At 44.5% G+C, this 17,110-nt stretch carries 12 protein-coding genes and 1 riboswitch; of the genes, 8 read left to right on the forward strand and 4 right to left on the reverse strand.

What is annotated here, in order from left to right; genetic code table 11:
- Nucleotides 1-10 precede the first annotated feature (10 nt).
- Together M1D59_RS21775 and gnd are read left to right on the forward strand one after the other, a co-directional pair.
- On the forward strand, nucleotides 11-1,357 hold the full coding sequence (locus M1D59_RS21775; protein ID WP_023856844.1) for a GntP family permease: 1,347 nt from the start codon (nucleotides 11-13) through the stop codon (nucleotides 1,355-1,357).
- Nucleotides 1,358-1,387: 30 nt separating this feature from the next.
- A complete protein-coding gene (gene gnd / locus M1D59_RS21780; protein ID WP_458117696.1) occupies nucleotides 1,388-2,794 on the forward strand; it encodes a decarboxylating NADP(+)-dependent phosphogluconate dehydrogenase in 1,407 nt (468 codons plus the stop codon).
- Between the two features lie 72 nt (nucleotides 2,795-2,866).
- On the opposite strand, the gene M1D59_RS21785 is transcribed toward gnd, so the two are convergent.
- Entirely contained in the window at nucleotides 2,867-4,789 is a 1,923-nt protein-coding gene (locus tag M1D59_RS21785; protein WP_231005401.1) for a 3'-5' exonuclease, read from the reverse strand.
- 366 nt (nucleotides 4,790-5,155) lie between these two features.
- On the opposite strand from M1D59_RS21785, the gene adhE reads away from it, so the two are divergent.
- The 3 genes from adhE to ahpF all read left to right on the forward strand — a co-directional run bounded on the left by adhE (nucleotide 5,156) and on the right by ahpF (nucleotide 10,133).
- Nucleotides 5,156-7,759, forward strand: coding sequence for a bifunctional acetaldehyde-CoA/alcohol dehydrogenase (gene adhE / locus M1D59_RS21790; RefSeq protein WP_458117697.1), 2,604 nt, complete (start codon nucleotides 5,156-5,158; stop codon nucleotides 7,757-7,759).
- Between the two features lie 267 nt (nucleotides 7,760-8,026).
- Nucleotides 8,027-8,590 carry an alkyl hydroperoxide reductase subunit C gene (gene ahpC / locus M1D59_RS21795; protein ID WP_020453590.1) on the forward strand — a complete coding sequence of 188 codons (564 nt, stop codon included), beginning with the start codon at nucleotides 8,027-8,029 and terminating at the stop codon, nucleotides 8,588-8,590.
- A 13-nt stretch (nucleotides 8,591-8,603) separates the two neighbouring features.
- Entirely contained in the window at nucleotides 8,604-10,133 is a 1,530-nt protein-coding gene (gene ahpF / locus M1D59_RS21800; RefSeq protein ID WP_458117698.1) for an alkyl hydroperoxide reductase subunit F, read from the forward strand.
- Between the two features lie 48 nt (nucleotides 10,134-10,181).
- On the opposite strand, the gene M1D59_RS21805 is transcribed toward ahpF, so the two are convergent.
- The 3 genes from M1D59_RS21805 to M1D59_RS21815 form a co-directional block, all read right to left on the reverse strand.
- Nucleotides 10,182-10,304 (reverse strand): hypothetical protein, encoded by a 123-nt coding sequence (locus M1D59_RS21805; RefSeq protein ID WP_257419524.1) that lies wholly within the window; start codon nucleotides 10,302-10,304, stop codon nucleotides 10,182-10,184.
- Between the two features lie 127 nt (nucleotides 10,305-10,431).
- Complete coding sequence (locus M1D59_RS21810; RefSeq protein ID WP_458117699.1) at nucleotides 10,432-11,784, reverse strand: amino acid permease; 1,353 nt, start codon at nucleotides 11,782-11,784, stop codon at nucleotides 10,432-10,434.
- Between the two features lie 147 nt (nucleotides 11,785-11,931).
- Nucleotides 11,932-12,011: riboswitch (glycine riboswitch) on the reverse strand.
- Between the two features lie 235 nt (nucleotides 12,012-12,246).
- A complete protein-coding gene (locus M1D59_RS21815; RefSeq protein ID WP_095291217.1) occupies nucleotides 12,247-13,209 on the reverse strand; it encodes a helix-turn-helix transcriptional regulator in 963 nt (320 codons plus the stop codon).
- 109 nt (nucleotides 13,210-13,318) lie between these two features.
- On the opposite strand from M1D59_RS21815, the gene M1D59_RS21820 reads away from it, so the two are divergent.
- The 3 genes from M1D59_RS21820 to fbp all read left to right on the forward strand — a co-directional run bounded on the left by M1D59_RS21820 (nucleotide 13,319) and on the right by fbp (nucleotide 17,018).
- Complete coding sequence (locus tag M1D59_RS21820; protein WP_020453595.1) at nucleotides 13,319-13,804, forward strand: GyrI-like domain-containing protein; 486 nt, start codon at nucleotides 13,319-13,321, stop codon at nucleotides 13,802-13,804.
- Nucleotides 13,805-13,825: 21 nt separating this feature from the next.
- Nucleotides 13,826-14,290 (forward strand): hypothetical protein, encoded by a 465-nt coding sequence (locus tag M1D59_RS21825; protein ID WP_020453596.1) that lies wholly within the window; start codon nucleotides 13,826-13,828, stop codon nucleotides 14,288-14,290.
- An 802-nt stretch (nucleotides 14,291-15,092) separates the two neighbouring features.
- Nucleotides 15,093-17,018, forward strand: a complete 1,926-nt coding sequence (gene fbp, locus M1D59_RS21830) for a fructose-1,6-bisphosphatase (protein ID WP_023856838.1) — start codon at nucleotides 15,093-15,095, stop codon at nucleotides 17,016-17,018.
- Nucleotides 17,019-17,110: the final 92 nt, after the last annotated feature.

Raw genomic sequence — 17,110 nt, forward strand, 5'->3', positions numbered from 1 at the left:
AGGCGTTATCATGCCATTACTGATCGTAGCAATCGGGATTGTCGCATTATTGCTTTTGATTATGGGGTTAAAACTGAATACGTTTGTTTCCTTGATTATCGTATCGTTCGGGGTTGCATTGGCGCTTGGAATGCCGCTTGACGACATCGTCAAAACGATTGAAGAAGGCCTTGGCGGAACGCTCGGCCATATCGCATTGATCTTCGGGCTCGGCGCCATGCTGGGCAGGCTGATCGCGGATTCAGGGGGCGCTCAGCGCATTGCGATGACCCTCGTCAACAAATTCGGAGAGAAAAACATCCAATGGGCGGTCGTCATCGCCTCCTTTATCATCGGGGTTGCATTATTCTTCGAAGTCGGATTGGTATTATTGATTCCAATTGTATTCGCCATTTCAAGAGAATTGAAGATATCTATTTTATACCTTGGAATTCCAATGACGGCGGCCTTATCCGTCACACACGGCTTCCTGCCCCCGCATCCGGGACCGACGGCTATCGCGGGAGAGCTCGGCGCCAATATCGGGGAAGTGCTGCTCTACGGTATCATTGTTGCAATTCCAACCGTTCTTTTGGCCGGACCTTTATTTACGAAACTGGCGAAAAAAATCGTCCCGCAATCATTTGAGAAAATGGGCAGCATCGCTTCACTCGGTGAGCAGAAAACGTTCAAGCTTGAAGAGACGCCCGGCTTCGGCATCAGCGTCTTCACAGCTATGCTTCCGGTCATTATCATGTCTATTTCGACTGTTATTACGCTTATTCAAGAAACGATGGGCCTTGCAGACAACAGCCTGCTGGCAGCGGTTCGTTTAATCGGGAATGCCTCGACTTCGATGGTCATCTCCCTGTTGGTCGCGATCTATACGATGGGGATCGCCAGAAAGATCCCGATCAAACAAGTGATGGATTCCTGTTCAACCGCCATTACACAAATCGGAATGATGCTCTTGATCATCGGGGGCGGCGGCGCCTTCAAACAAGTCTTGATCAATGGCGGAGTAGGCGACTATGTAGCTGAATTATTCAAAGGAACAGCCATGTCGCCGATCTTGCTCGCCTGGGTCATCGCCGCAATTCTGCGCATCTCCTTAGGATCCGCGACAGTTGCTGCATTAAGCACAACCGGACTCGTTCTTCCGATGCTCGGACAAAGCGATGTCAATCTTGCGCTGGTTGTGCTTGCAACAGGGGCCGGAAGTGTAATCGCTTCCCATGTCAATGACGCAGGCTTCTGGATGTTCAAAGAGTATTTCGGACTAAGCATGAAAGAAACATTTGCCACCTGGACACTGCTTGAAACCATTATCGCGGTGGCCGGATTAGGATTTACTTTATTGTTAAGCCTATTTGTATAAAAAAGTCTTAAATGAAGGAGCAGGTATTACATGCGCAATACAATCGGTGTCATAGGTCTGGGAGTCATGGGGAGCAATATCGCCCTGAACATGGCAAACAAAGGCGAACAAGTCGCCGTCTATAACTACACAAGGGATTTAACCGATCAACTCGTCCAAAAAACGGGAGGCCAAACAGTCAAGCCGTACTATGAACTTGAAGATTTCGTACAGTCTTTAGAAAAACCGAGAAAAATCTTTCTTATGGTCACAGCAGGCAAACCGGTTGATTCTGTTATCGACTCGCTCGTTCCTCTGCTTGAAGAAGGGGATGTCATCATGGACGGCGGCAACTCCCACTACGAAGATACGGAACGAAGATATGACAGTTTGAAAGCGAAAGGTATCGGCTACTTGGGAATCGGCATTTCCGGCGGCGAAGTCGGCGCTTTAAAAGGCCCATCCATTATGCCCGGCGGAGATCGGGACGTCTACGAAAAAGCAGCTCCGATTCTCACAAAAATCGCCGCCCAAGTAGAAGAAGATCCATGCTGTGTCTACATCGGTCCAAAAGGCGCGGGGCATTTTGTCAAAATGGTGCACAACGGCATCGAATACGCAGACATGCAGCTTATCGCTGAAGCGTATACATTTTTAAGAGAAAAGCTTCTTTTGCCGATAGATGAAATCGCTGACATTTTCGACACGTGGAATCAAGGAGAGCTGAAAAGCTATTTAATCGAAATCACGGCAGAGATCCTGAGGAAAAAGGATGAGCGAACGGGCGCTCCGCTCATCGACGTCATCCTCGACAAAACCGGCCAAAAAGGCACGGGCAAATGGACGAGCCTGCAGGCCATCGACAACGGCATTCCATCATCGATTATCACGGAATCCCTGTTTGCCCGTTACCTGTCATCATTAAAAGACGAACGGACAGCTGCCGAAAACGTATTGGCCGGCCCTGAAACAGAAGAACGGCCCCTGGATCAGAACGTGTGGATCGACCGCGTCAGACAGGCGTTATACATGGGGAAAGTCTGCGCCTATGCCCAAGGCTTCGCTCAATATAAAATGACGTCTGACCTGAACGGATGGAACCTGCCGTTAAAGGACATCGCCCTCATCTTCCGCGGCGGCTGCATCATCCGCGCACAATTTTTAAATCTCATCAGCGAAGCTTTCGACAAACAGCCGGACCTGTCCAACCTGCTGGTCGCACCTGACTTCGCTGAAAAACTAAAAGAATACCAGTCCGGCTTGCGAAAGGTCGTCTGCGAAGGCATCAGCTCAGGCATCTCATTCCCGTGCCTGAGCACCGCCCTCTCCTATTACGACGGCTACCGGACGGGCCACTCAAACGCAAACCTGCTGCAGGCGCAGCGCGATTATTTCGGCGCTCACACGTATGAGCGGACGGATATGGAAGGCGTGTTTCATACGGACTGGTATAAGTGAAAACAAGGAGCCCTATAGTTGTTTTCAGTCAAATAAATGAGGCTGTCGAGAATATCTCGACAGCCCGATTTTTCACTTCAGTAATACCTGTTCATCGTGTTGTTCCTCTTTCAGTTCATCAAAATAATTTGTATATTCCGAAGCCCCCGAATATGAAATATACAGGAATTCCTTTGCACGCGTCATGCCGATATACATGAGTGATACTTCCCGTTCTTGATCTTCTTCAAGTGGAAACGGCATGAGATCAGCTTTGACCAAAAACACAGCCTGAAAATCAAGTCCTTTACTGCTGTCAATCGTACAGATTTTGACTGTCTCTTCCTCAGGGTTAAAACTGCGCTTCGTTTCTTCATTTTCCGCTATCCAATTAAAAGGAATATTTTGCGCTTTGAGCGCTTTTTGTACAGTTTTTACAACATTAAATTTATTCGTCCGTTTCACTCGATAAAGAATGGCGATTTCCGAGTAAGGCACTTTCTTTTCTTCATGAAGATTCATAATTTGTTTTGCAATGACCTGCATTTCTTTGTTAATCGTATCAAATTTCAACAATGCCGGTTCAGGCCCCTTACGTTTTGTACTTTTTGGCGAAATAATCTCAACGCTCTCTGTCTGCCCTAGTTTGACTTTGTCTTGTAAAACCGAATGCTTCTCATAAAAATCCCAAGCAAAGGAAACAATTTGCGATGTATTTCTGTAATTGATGTTTAGAATTTTTGACCTTCCTCTAAAATCAAGTCCTGTATCTTTTATATAGCTCCTTTTCCTGCCGTAAATAGATTGTGCACGGTCTTCCACCAAAAGTAAGGATTTCGTTTCCGGACTCAGGCACAGGCTGATCAAATGAAGCCAATTTCCTTCAAAATCCTGACCTTCATCGATCAGAATGGCATCATACTTCGGAGATATTGCCTCGCCTTTTTCCAGCTGTTCAATATATTGATCAATCATAAACTCATTCGTTTTTATTTTTAGATCTTGCTTAAGCCACTGGTGAAAGTTACGAATTTGGATACTTTCAGGAACTCGAGACTCAACAGCTTTTCCTTCTTCAGTATATTGAAAGTCAAATAAATGATCCGGTTCTGCAAACATTGAACGAACCATTTGAGTAATATTCGATGCTAATGAAATATTGTAACAGAGGATTAATATCTTCCAATCAGGGTGGTTTTTTGCCAGTATCTTTGCACGACTTGCGAGAATTAAGGTTTTTCCGCTTCCTGCTACACCGCGAATTATACGGTGTTGATCACCAATCTGCTTTGCCATATTCTCTTGATGCAAGTCCATCGTTTTAATGTCCCGCAACGATAAAAGAAGCTGGTCACGGTATGGAACAGATTGTTCAAACTCCGCTCCAATGCGCACTTCCGGAAAAAGATAATATCGAATAGTATTAATGTCTTCATATGTAAGAGAGGTTTTCATTTGAAATTGCACATGAAACATTTGAAACAGCTTTTCTATCAACAATTCTTCTGAAAAGTTTACATGATCAGGATCAATTTGATCTCGAGTCAAGATAAACTCTGGATCTATTATTTGATAAACTTGCTTTTCCAACAATTGAATTTCATTTAATCTGGTAAATACAACGCCATATCCATAAGGAAATTTCAGTTTAAATTGATACTTACCCTCCGTTTGAATTAAACTCTTATCCTTTTGGAGTACATCAGCTATTTTAAAAGCATACTCTCTTGCTTGTCTTAACGGATTCTTCACACTGCACATGTCGCCGCTCGCATTTCGAATCTGCCAGTCATCTTTTGTGAACCTATAAAACGAATTTTTCGTATAATCCTTTACTTCAAGCACAAGCAAGCCCATATCCGGCCCTATAATAACAAAATCAGGACAGACACCTTGAATTTCAGGTTCATAGTACACAATATAATCATCAGGCAAATAGTTTTTCAATGTACGAAACAAAATCCGTTCTCCCACTGTTGCTGAACTTCGTATTGATTCGGGTATTGTCATTGCCAATTTAACCAACTCCTTCGATGCCTACTAGCCACGTTTTCCATATATTTATATTATCGGGGGTTAGAAAGGAAAGTAAAGGAAATCTATTTATGTAAGAGATGAAAAATGCACCATTAAACAGGATTTTCTTAGTTTCTGTTGATTTCATACTTTGTTCAACATTTCACAAACTCATACTTCAAATTCGTGATATGATAAATTCAGCCACAGAAAAGGAGGACTGATACCAAAATAAACCAGATATTCGCTTCAGGGATAAAATTTTTTAACTCCACTTGTGAAATGTTTCACAAACAATGTCCGCATCATTCATCCCTGAACATCCTGTTGTAATCAAATTCCTATTCATTCACTGGAGGGTTTACAATGGCAATCGAAGAAAAGGAAATGAAACAAAAGCAAAATGCCTCAACCATGGTTGATCAGCTAGTCGAAAAAGGCCTAAAGGCATTGGAAGAATTCCGCAGCTTTGATCAGGAGCAGATTGATGAGATCGTCAAACAGATGGCGCTTGCCGGCCTTGATCAGCACATGCCTCTCGCCAAACTTGCCGTCGAAGAAACGAAGCGCGGCGTTTATGAAGATAAAATCATTAAAAACATGTTTGCCACAGAGTATGTCTACCATCATATCAAATACGATAAAACAGTGGGCATCATCAATGAAAACGAACACGACGGAGTCATTGAAATCGCGGAGCCTGTCGGTGTCATCGCCGGGGTGACGCCGGTGACCAACCCTACTTCCACTACAATGTTCAAGTCCCTGATAGCGATCAAAACAAGAAACCCTATCGTGTTTGCTTTCCATCCATCGGCCCAAAAATGCAGCCGCGAAGCGGCGAGAATCCTTCGGGACGCAGCCGTCAAAGCAGGAGCACCAGACAACTGTATCCAATGGATTGAAACGCCTTCGCTGAATGCAACTCAAGCCTTAATGACCCATCCGAACGTTTCCCTGATTCTCGCAACAGGGGGCGCCGGCATGGTGAAATCAGCGTACAGCTCCGGAAAACCGGCCCTTGGCGTCGGACCTGGAAACGTTCCGTGCTACATCGAGAAGTCTGCCAACCTGAAGCAAGCCGTCAATGATCTGATCTTATCCAAAACATTTGACAACGGCATGATTTGCGCATCAGAGCAGGCCGTCATCATAGACAAAGACATCTACTCAGACGTCAAAGTCGAAATGACAAGAAACAACTGCTATTTCTTAAATGAAACCGAAAAATTAAAGGTCGAGAAATTGGTCATCAATGAAAATACTTGCGCGGTAAACGCTGATATCGTCGGCATGCCGGCATTCAAAATCGCTGAAATGGCCGGTGTCAAAGTGCCTCAAGATACAAAAATCCTCATCGCCGAATTAGAAGGCGTAGGTCCGGATTACCCGCTTTCCAGGGAAAAACTGAGCCCTGTTTTAGCGTGCTACAAAGTCAGCGGAATTCAAGAGGGATTAAAACGCGCCGAAGACATGCTCGCGTTCGGTGGAACCGGCCACTCGGCGGTAATTCATACGAACGATCAAGAAGCCGTTAAAGAATTCGGATTACGGATGAAAGCCGGGCGGATCATCGTCAATGCACCGTCGTCACAAGGGGCGATCGGCGACATTTACAACGCCTATATGCCTTCTTTAACACTCGGATGCGGCACATATGGCGGAAACTCCGTCTCGTCAAACGTTGGAGCTGTTCATTTAATCAACACGAAAAAAGTGGCGAAAAGGAATGTCAATATGCAGTGGTTTAAAGTTCCTCCAAAAATCTATTTTGAAAAACACGCAACCCAATATTTAGCGAAAATGCCTGACATCTCAAAAGCGTTGATTGTGACTGATCCGGGGATGGTGAAACTCGGATATGTAGACCGCGTCCTACACTACTTAAGAAGGCGCCCGGATTACGTTCATTGTGAAATTTTTTCTGATGTCGAGCCTGATCCTTCAATCGAAACGGTGATGAACGGCGTCGACATGATGGCCAAATTCCAGCCGGATGTCATCATCGCCCTCGGCGGAGGTTCTGCAATGGATGCCGCAAAAGGAATGTGGTTGTTCTATGAGCACCCGGATGCTGAATTCTTTGGATTAAAGCAAAAATTCCTGGACATCCGCAAGCGCATTGTCAAATACCCGAAACTGGGTGAAAAAGCAAAATTCGTCGCGATCCCGACGACATCAGGCACAGGCTCTGAAGTCACGTCATTCTCTGTCATTACAGACAAAGAAACGAATACGAAGTATCCGCTGGCCGACTATGAATTAACGCCGGACGTCGCGATCATTGACCCGCAATTTGTCATGACCGTGCCGAAACATATTACGGCTGACACAGGAATGGACGTATTAACTCACGCAATTGAATCATACGTATCGTGCATGGCTAACGACTATACAGACGGCTTGGCCATGAAGGCCATCCAGCTGATCTTCGAATACCTGCCTAGAGCATACAAAAACGGCAGCGACGAGCTGGCCCGCGAAAAAGTGCATAATGCATCAACGATTGCCGGAATGGCGTTTTCCAATGCCTTCCTTGGCATCAACCACAGCTTAGCCCATAAGCTTGGCGCGGAGTTTCACATCGCTCATGGACGGGCAAACGCCATCCTTCTGCCGCACGTGATCCGCTATAATGCAGAAAAGCCGAAAAAGTTCACGGCATTTCCTAAATACAGCCACTTCATAGCCGATCAGCGCTACGCGGAGATTGCCAGAACGCTCGGCCTGCCTGCAAAAACAACTGCAGAAGGCGTTGAAAGCCTGATCCAGGAGATTATCTCGCTCGCCAAAGAGCTTAAAATTCCGATGAGCATTAAACAAAACGGCGTGGATGCTGCCGCATTCGAAAGCAAAGTGGATCTCATGGCCGAACGCGCCTTTGAAGATCAGTGTACGACAGCCAATCCGAAGCTGCCGCTCGTTTCGGAGCTTGCTGAGATTTACCGTTCCGCATATAAAGGAGTTTAGCCAAAGAAGCCGTCATTCCGACGGCTTTTCGTTTTCAATTAGGCCTCTTTATTCTCACTACTCTACCATTTGTGCCAATCATACTATATGAAAGTTACGAAACTCCAACTCTTTTCTTTAGCTGAAATACTTAACAAAAAATTAACGGGCTTTCCCCTTGACAAAAAATATTTATTACTTGATAATTTGTATATAATTATAATAATTACAGAGAAATAAAGTTTACAATTTTCATTTCTCTTAAACTACATTCAGGAGGACGATATTATGTCTCTAATTGGAAAAGAAGTACAACCATTCGCAGCGAAAGCTTACAAAAACGGTGAGTTTATCGATGTTACACACGAAGATCTAAAAGGCCAATGGAGCATTTTCTGCTTCTATCCAGCAGATTTCTCATTTGTTTGCCCGACTGAGCTTGAAGACCTTCAAAACGAATATGCTGCCCTAAAAGAACTTGGTGTCGAAGTATACTCTGTTTCTACAGACACTCACTTCGTACATAAAGGATGGCATGACAGCTCTGAGAAAATCGGCAAAATCACTTACGCGATGATCGGCGACCCGTCTCAAACGATCTCCCGCAACTTTGAAGTGCTGAACGAAGAAGAAGGTCTTGCTGACCGCGGAACATTCATCATCGATCCGGACGGTGTGATCCAAGCTGTTGAAATCAACGCAGGCGGTATCGGCCGTGATGCAAGCACCCTGATCAACAAAGTAAAAGCGGCTCAATACGTCCGCCAAAACCCAGGCGAAGTTTGCCCGGCTAAATGGGAAGAAGGTTCTGAAACACTGACACCAAGCCTTGACCTAGTAGGCAAAATCTAAGGAGTGCATTCAATTGGTACTTGAAGCAAATATCAAAGCACAATTAAACCAATACATGCAGATGATTGAAAATGACATCGTCCTTAAAGTCAGTACAGGCGATGACAGTGTCTCTAAGGATATGCTGGCTCTTGTAGAAGAGCTGGCTTCCATGTCATCAAAAATCACTGTTGAAAAGGCGCAGCTCGACAGAACGCCAAGCTTCAGCGTCAATCGTGCCGGAGAAGAAACAGGCGTCACATTCGCCGGAGTTCCGCTCGGTCACGAATTCACATCTTTGGTGCTGGCACTCTTGCAAGTAAGCGGCCGACCGCCGAAAGTCGATCAAAAAATCATCGATCAAATCAAGAACATCAGCGGCGAATACCGCTTCCAATCTTATATCAGCCTCACATGCCACAACTGCCCGGACGTTGTGCAGGCATTGAACATGATGAGCGTGCTCAACCCGAACATCACGCACACGATGATCGATGGTGCGGCATACAAGTCAGAAGTCGAAAGCAAAAACATTATGGCTGTGCCGACCGTATACTTGAACGGCGAATCCTTTGGAAGCGGCCGAATGACGCTTGAAGAAATTCTTGCGAAAATGGGCAGCGGCACAGATGCATCTGAGCTTTCTGATAAAGATCCGTTCGATGTACTCGTTATCGGAGGCGGACCTGCCGGTGCAAGCGCAGCAATCTATGCGGCGCGCAAAGGCATCCGCACAGGAATCGTTGCCGAACGCTTCGGCGGCCAAGTCCTTGACACGATGAGCATCGAGAACTTCATCAGCGTGAAGCGCACCGAAGGGCCGAAGCTTGCGGCAAGCCTTGAAGAACACGTGAAGGATTACGAGATCGACGTCATGAACCTGCAACGCGCAAAAGGTCTCGAGAAAAAAGATCTTTTCCATCTTGAACTCGAAAACGGCGCTGTTCTGAAAAGCAAAACCGTCATTCTGTCAACTGGCGCACGCTGGCGCAATATCGGCGTACCTGGCGAACAAGAGTTCAAAAACAAAGGTGTCGCATACTGCCCTCACTGTGACGGACCGTTGTTTGAAGGCAAAGACGTCGCCGTCATCGGCGGCGGAAACTCCGGTATCGAAGCAGCGATTGACCTTGCAGGTATCGTCAACCACGTGACTGTTCTTGAGTTCGCACCGGAGCTGAAAGCAGACGAAGTTCTGCAAAAACGTCTCTACAGTCTCCCTAACGTGACTGTCGTGAAAAACGCCCAAACAAAAGAAATCACGGGTGATGAAAACGTAAACGGCATCACTTACGTTGACCGTGAAACAGGAGAAGAAAAACACGTCGAGCTCCAAGGCGTCTTCGTCCAAATCGGTCTTGTGCCGAACACGGAATGGCTCCCTGAAACCGTCGAACGCAACCGCATCGGCGAAATCGCAGTCGACAAACGCGGCGAAACAACCATCCCTGGCCTATTCGCTGCCGGCGACTGCACAGACGGACCATATAACCAAATCATTATTTCAATGGGATCGGGGGCAAATGCCGCATTAGGGGCGTTTGATTATTTGATCCGGAACTAACACGAAAGGCGCTATGCTGCTTAAACGGCAGTATGGCGCTTTTTTATGTTATAACCCATATAAATAGGACTTCACATCATGGCCGACAAACGCTTTCCATATGATCAAATTGTACGGATAGGACCAAGCGGGATATTGCGATTGTCCATTCATGTATGAATTGTATTCCATGACTCCATTCCTCTCGTTCTCATGTCTACATTAAATATAAACCTATAAAAGGAAACGGTTAATCAAAAATAAAGACGGCATACTGCATGCAGTACACCGTCTTTTTCAAGAGATTTAATTTGACTCATCATGTTCTTTTTGTCCTGTTTTTTTTCATCCAAAATAAAATAAACAATACAATAAACCATAGAGGAGTCAGCAGCAAGGCCGGGCGAGTCGCATCCGCATACAGCATAATCATGAGAATGACCGCAAACATCGCCAGGACAACATAATTGATAAACGGCGCGAATGGCGCTTTGAATGTTGATGCTGCGTGTAAGTGCGGACGGGTTTTCCTGTATCTGATATGGCTGACAAGAATCACACCCCACACCCATATGAAACAAATCGCGCTGATGGTTGTCACGATCCCAAAGGCTTGTTCCGGTATCAGTTTGCTTAATAGCGCTCCTGCTGACAGGCCAATGGTTGATACCCATAACGCGTGACTCGGCACATGGTTTTTATTCAGCTTCGCAAAATTGGCCGGGCCCTGTTTCGTTTTACTTAAATTGTACAGAATCCGGCTTGTTGAAAACATCCCGCTGTTACAAGCAGACGCGGCTGACGTTAATACAACAAAATTAATGATTCCCGCGGCAAGCGGGATGCCGACTAAGCTGAAGGTTTTCACAAAAGGACTTTCCGCTGCATTCAGTTCCATCCAAGGGTTAATACATAATAAGACGATAAGCGCGCCGACGTAGAAAAATAAAATCCGTAAAGGAATTTTATTAATAGCCGATGGAATATTTTTTTTCGGGTTCGACGTTTCCGCCGCCGATACACCTACTAATTCCACACCGACATATGCAAAGATCACCATTTGGAAAGAAAGCAAAAAACCTGAAAATCCGTTTGGAAACAAACCGCCATGCGCCCAAAGGTTGGTAACCGAAACCGTTCCTGTATGCGTCTTAAACCCGATCACCAGCAAAATAACACCGATGACAATTAACGCAAGAATCGTGATTACCTTTATTAAAGCGAACCAAAATTCCAATTCTCCAAAAAGCTTGACAGTCAACAGATTGAGCCCTAATAAAATGAGTAAACAGATAAGTGCAGGGACCCACTGCGGAATATCAAACCAATATTTCACATAGACACCGACGGCAATCACATCCGCCATAGCTGTCATAATCCAGCAAAACCAATAGGTCCACCCGGTGACAAACGCCGCACGCGGCCCCAGATACTCCTCGGCAATATCGGTTAACGATTGATAACCCGCTTTAGATAACAGCAATTCTCCCAGCGCCCGCATCACGAAAAAAAGCGCAATACCTACAATGAAATACGCAAAGATGATAGAAGGACCCGCCAATTGAATCGCCTTACCGGAGCCTAAAAACAACCCGGTGCCAATCGTCCCGCCAATAGCGATAAGCTGTACGTGCCGATTGGATAAGTCCCTCTTTAATTCCCGCTGTTCCACATCAAACTCCTCCTTACCTCTCTAGTGAACGACGAGCAGTAAAAAAGCCCATAAAAAAAGAGATTGGATGTCCTCCAATCTCGCGGTCATAAGAATATCAAAATATATTTGTGCCGCTGACAATCATCAGCACGACAAATACATATTCGGTACTCTTCTGTCCTTTTGCCTGAGATTGTGAACCCTTCGGCGCCGCAGAATTCCGCGGTCTCTCCAGAAGCTGCTCCTGCTGTAGTGCGACCCACAGCAATCATAGCTTGCATGTATTGAGTTTTTCGATAGATAATTACTATCGGATAACTTTTAATTTTAATAGAGGTTGAGTGATTTGTCAATGGTCCTATTTATAGTTAACGCTAGTATTCTTAAACTCACCTATACTAGCGACAATATTTTCACCTGGTTTATAAATCAGCTTCTATTACGGAATCCTTTCGAAAATTGGGGTTTAACTGGCACTGCTCATGGGCAGAATAAGCATAATCTCTCTTGTAAACCTTCTAATACTTCTTCTGGTACTTCCCTGACCTTGATATCTTCACCTAGGAAAAGCAGCCAATTTGTTATTTCGGACAATTCTTCGGGATGATTCACATTGATAAAAGTCTTTAGAATGGCTGCGGTTTGATAAGGATTCGTATAGGAAATTGAAATTTTTAAAGGATGATATTTTTTGAATTGGGCAATCGCCTGTGGACCAAGTTCAAGGACAAGGTTGATTACTTCTTCCTGTTTACCTAGTTTCTCTAAAATCTTTTTCTTACTTATTCTTTTTTTCACAGAGTATGGTTTGACATTGGTAAGATTGTCCACAGGGAAAATCCTCCTCCTTTCATCCTTTAAGTCAAAGCCTTCAATCAGCCAAAGGCCTTTTTCATGATAAAGGTGCAGAAGATAAATGGGATAAGTCTTTATTACCTTCTCTTCTTTGATGGTAATCAATAAATAGCTATCCAAAAGAAGGAGCTGGATGAGTTTTTCTAACATGGGATGGGGGAGATCTGAAAGCTCAAGCAGGTCGGGATTATTGGGGTTTGTCCCTTCAAAAAGCAAGATTCGATTTAAAAAAACCAGGGCCTCTTGCTGGTTTTCTGAGATAAGGCCCAGTAATTTTTCAGCTAAAGACTGACGGCTCTTTAGATAAGGGAGTTGTTGATTTCTTGTAGCCATAAAAGCGATAAAAAGAGCTTTAATCTCATGATCGGTAAAGCGAACAGCAGGCAGGACAGAGTGGTTCATGACAAAATAACCCCCGCTCCTTCCAACTTCAGCAACAAGCGGCATCCCCATAGCTTCAATTTCCCTGATATCCCTGATAGCTGTCGAACGAGAGATGTGAAATTCCTGCATGATTTCAGAAATTGTAAAGTGGGCGCGGTTGTTGATATACCGCATGATGATATTAATCCGTTCAACTTTTTTCATCGGGGCCTCCTAAACAGTATCATTTTTTGACATGATTTAAGGTTATTATAAACGCATCAAGTGAAAAGACAAATCATTTGATTATTTTAAAAAAAGGAAGGTTTTGAATATGAAAAATTACACGCTGGAGGAAAAAGACAGCTTTACCGTTTTTGGTATTGGAACGGAGCTTGAGAGCGATTACACAGATTCTGCTGGCATAAATAAGGAAAAGGCAGACTTTTGGGCGGCCGTCAAACAAGATGGAAGGCTTGACACTTTAAAAGCCATAGCTACAAATGACTATATTTTTGCCGTGAACGAAGCGGTAAACAACAAGATGATGCATTATGCTGGCGTGATGACAGAGGCAGAGGCGTCGGTGGCGGGAGAAACCAGAGTTATCCAATTCCCTAAGGGGGAATACCTGGTTGTTAAAGGGGAAGGGAAGACGGCTGATGAGTTGAGCAATAAGCTTACTGGCATTGCCTTCGGTCAAGTCTTGCCGGAAGCAAAGAATTTTGCCTATGTTGGCGGGCCGAATGCAACGGTTGAGATGGGGCAGCGAAACGGCTTAGTATTCGGTGAAATGTGGATTCCTGTTGTTAAGAAATAAAAAGATAAAGGAGAGCTGGAATTGTCCTATATCGTTGATTTTAAAAATGTCTCTACGGTTGGATTAGAGTCTTCACCTGCAGCAGAAGCACTTGCTGGTTTACGTGCTAATGAAGCCCGTTACTTTATGAACAAATACAAGCATGAATTTACGGTTGTACCAGCCAGCGAGTCCTGCGAGACCCTTGATTATGTGAACCGAATTTTGAAAGAAGAACGTGATATTGAGTTTGCGGCCAAACCTTTAGAAACGTCGCGTTTTCAAGTGGAAAATATCAAAATTGCCTATGTTTTTTATGAGGATGGTCTTGCAGTCAACGTCATGTATACGATTGATGATCCTAAAAAGCGGGCCGTTGGGTTTAAGCTTTCTGAGGGGATGGAGGTACCAAAGGAGTTAGAAGGGAAGTTTAAGTTCGCTAGGCAGAAGTCTAAATTAGCTGGAACCATTAGGGGCTCCTACTTTGTCATTAAAGGAGAATATTAAAGTAAAAAGCGTAAGTGCCGGAATTCAGTCATTTTTCGTATTTGATCATTCTTTTTCTTTATTCGGATAAGAAAAACTTGGTTGAGCAAAAAAGCAAATTCAGCACAAAGCAAAAACAACAACCATTCATGCATTCAAATGACAAAACAGCACCTCTCCATCAAATTTGAAGGTGCTGTTATTTTTTTAGCGTAAACCTTATTGACGACTACTGGTACGGCTGGTGCAAATGCAGCTATCCACCCTGCCTGTAAGGCATCCGCACAGGGATTGCCGCTGAACGCTTCGGTGGTCAAATTCTTGGCGATGATAAAAAGCCCCATAACAAAGAGACCGGATGTCCACCAATCTCGTGGTCATAAGAATAACAAATCATATTTGTGCCGCTGACAATCATCAGCACGACAAATACTGCTTAAGATTGTAAAACCCTTCCGCGGTCTCTTCAGAAGCTTCCCCTGCTATAAGTACGCCCCACAGTAATCATGGCCTGCTACGTATTGAGTTTTCATTCCTCTCATTTCTGAAAACGAGACAATCCTGCGATAGAAAAATGACCAAGCCAAAGCCGGGAAGCTGAAATGCGGTGTCCGATTAATGTTAAAGAAGCCTTCTCAAGCTTTCTCTCCGCTCATCTCAGCGCCTCTTTCCCTCGTTTTGATTGTCTCAAAAAGGAGTTATGCGGTACTATCATATAAAGGTCAATTATTTAAAAATAATGTCATACTTTTAAAATCACCTTATCATGCAAATGCTCGTACATAGGGGGACAGCTCCTATTCTAAAAAGGGGATGGACGATTTTGGAAACCAAATATTTAGATTTACTCGCACAAAAATACGATTGTGAAGCAAAAGTGGTAACGGAAATCATTAATTTGAAAGCGATACTGAACCTGCCGAAAGGCACCGAGCATTTTGTCAGTGATTTGCACGGGGAATACCAGGCATTCCAGCACGTGCTGCGGAATGGTTCAGGAAGAGTAAAAGAGAAGATACGCGATATTTTCAGCGGTGTCATTTATGATAGAGAAATTGATGAATTAGCAGCATTAGTGTATTATCCGGAAGACAAACTGAAGTTAATAAAACATAATTACGATACGAAAGCATCGTTAAACGATTGGTATAAAGAAACGATTAATCGAATGATTAAGCTCGTATCTTATTGCTCTTCCAAGTATACCCGCTCCAAATTACGCAAAGCACTGCCCTCTCAGTTTGCTTATATTACGGAGGAGCTGCTGTATAAAACAGAAGAAGCTGCCAACAAAGAACAGTATTACTCCAAAATCGTAGATCAGATCATTGCGCTTGGCCAAGCTGATAAGCTGATCACCGGTCTTGCATATAGCACGCAGCGATTGGTTGTGGACCATCTGCATGTTGTCGGCGATATTTACGACCGCGGACCGCAGCCGGATCAGATTATGGAAGAACTAATCAACTATCATTCAGTCGATATTCAGTGGGGAAATCACGATGTCCTTTGGATAGGCGCTTATTCAGGCTCTAAAGTATGCCTGGCAAATATTATCCGCATCTGTGCCCGCTATGACAACTTGGATATTATTGAAGACGTGTACGGCATCAATCTGAGACCGCTCTTGAACCTTGCCGAAAAATATTACGATGATAACCCATCTTTCCGTCCGAAAGCAGACGAAAACAGACCGGAAGATGAGATTAAGCAAATCACAAAAATTCATCAAGCGATTGCGATGATCCAATTCAAGCTTGAAAGCCCGATTATCAAGAGACGGCCGAACTTTAATATGGAAGAGCGGCTGTTATTAGAGAAAATAGATTACGACAAAAACGAAATCACGCTGCACGGAAAAACATATCAGCTGGAAAACACCTGCTTTGCGACAGTGAATCCGGAGCAGCCAGATCAGCTATTAGAAGAAGAAGCAGAAGTCATAGACAAGCTGCTATTCTCTGTCCAGCATTCCGAAAAGCTGGGCCGCCATATGAATTTTATGATGAAAAAAGGCAGCCTTTATTTAAAATATAACGGCAACCTGTTGATTCACGGCTGTATTCCAGTTGATGAAAACGGCAATATGGAAACGATGATGATTGAGGATAAACCGTATGCGGGCCGTGAGCTGCTTGATGTATTTGAACGATTCTTGCGGGAAGCGTTTGCCCACCCGGAAGAAACCGATGATCTGGCGACAGATATGGTCTGGTATTTATGGACAGGCGAGCACTCCTCCCTTTTTGGAAAACGCGCTATGACGACCTTTGAGCGGTATTTCATTAAAGAGAAGGAAACACATAAAGAGAAGAAAAACCCGTATTACTATTTGCGTGAAGACGAGGCAACCTGCCGAAACATCCTGAAAGAATTCGGCCTCAACCCGGATCATGGCCATATCATCAACGGCCATACACCGGTAAAAGAAATCGAAGGAGAAGATCCGATCAAAGCAAACGGAAAAATGATCGTCATCGACGGCGGCTTCTCCAAAGCCTACCAATCGACAACAGGTATCGCCGGCTACACGCTGTTATACAACTCCTACGGCATGCAGCTCGTCGCCCATAAACACTTTAATTCCAAGGCGGAAGTGCTGAGCACCGGAACTGATGTCTTAACGGTGAAGCGATTAGTGGATAAAGAGCTTGAGCGGAAGAAAGTAAAGGAAACGAATGTTGGTGAGGAACTCTTGAAGGAAGTAGCTATTTTGGAGAGATTGCGGGAGTATCGGTATATGAAGTGAGGAAATGTGGAGTTCAGGGATCATTCTCTGGGCTCTTTTTTACGGTTTTCCACTTCGTACAGCAAATTGCTAACAAGGTCTGGTTTTCTGCT

It is taken from the genome of Bacillus sp. PK6-026, assembly GCF_054161455.1.

Coding starts and splice junctions, on each gene's coding strand:
- ahpC (WP_020453590.1), top strand. CDS start 8,027: ATGTCTCTAATTGGAAAAGAAGTACAACCATTCGCAGCGAAAGCTTAC.
- gnd (WP_458117696.1), top strand. CDS start 1,388: ATGCGCAATACAATCGGTGTCATAGGTCTGGGAGTCATGGGGAGCAAT.
- M1D59_RS21815 (WP_095291217.1), bottom strand. CDS start 13,209: ATGAAAAAAGTTGAACGGATTAATATCATCATGCGGTATATCAACAAC.
- M1D59_RS21805 (WP_257419524.1), bottom strand. CDS start 10,304: ATGGAATACAATTCATACATGAATGGACAATCGCAATATCCCGCTTGG.
- M1D59_RS21820 (WP_020453595.1), top strand. CDS start 13,319: ATGAAAAATTACACGCTGGAGGAAAAAGACAGCTTTACCGTTTTTGGT.
- adhE (WP_458117697.1), top strand. CDS start 5,156: ATGGCAATCGAAGAAAAGGAAATGAAACAAAAGCAAAATGCCTCAACC.
- M1D59_RS21775 (WP_023856844.1), top strand. CDS start 11: ATGCCATTACTGATCGTAGCAATCGGGATTGTCGCATTATTGCTTTTG.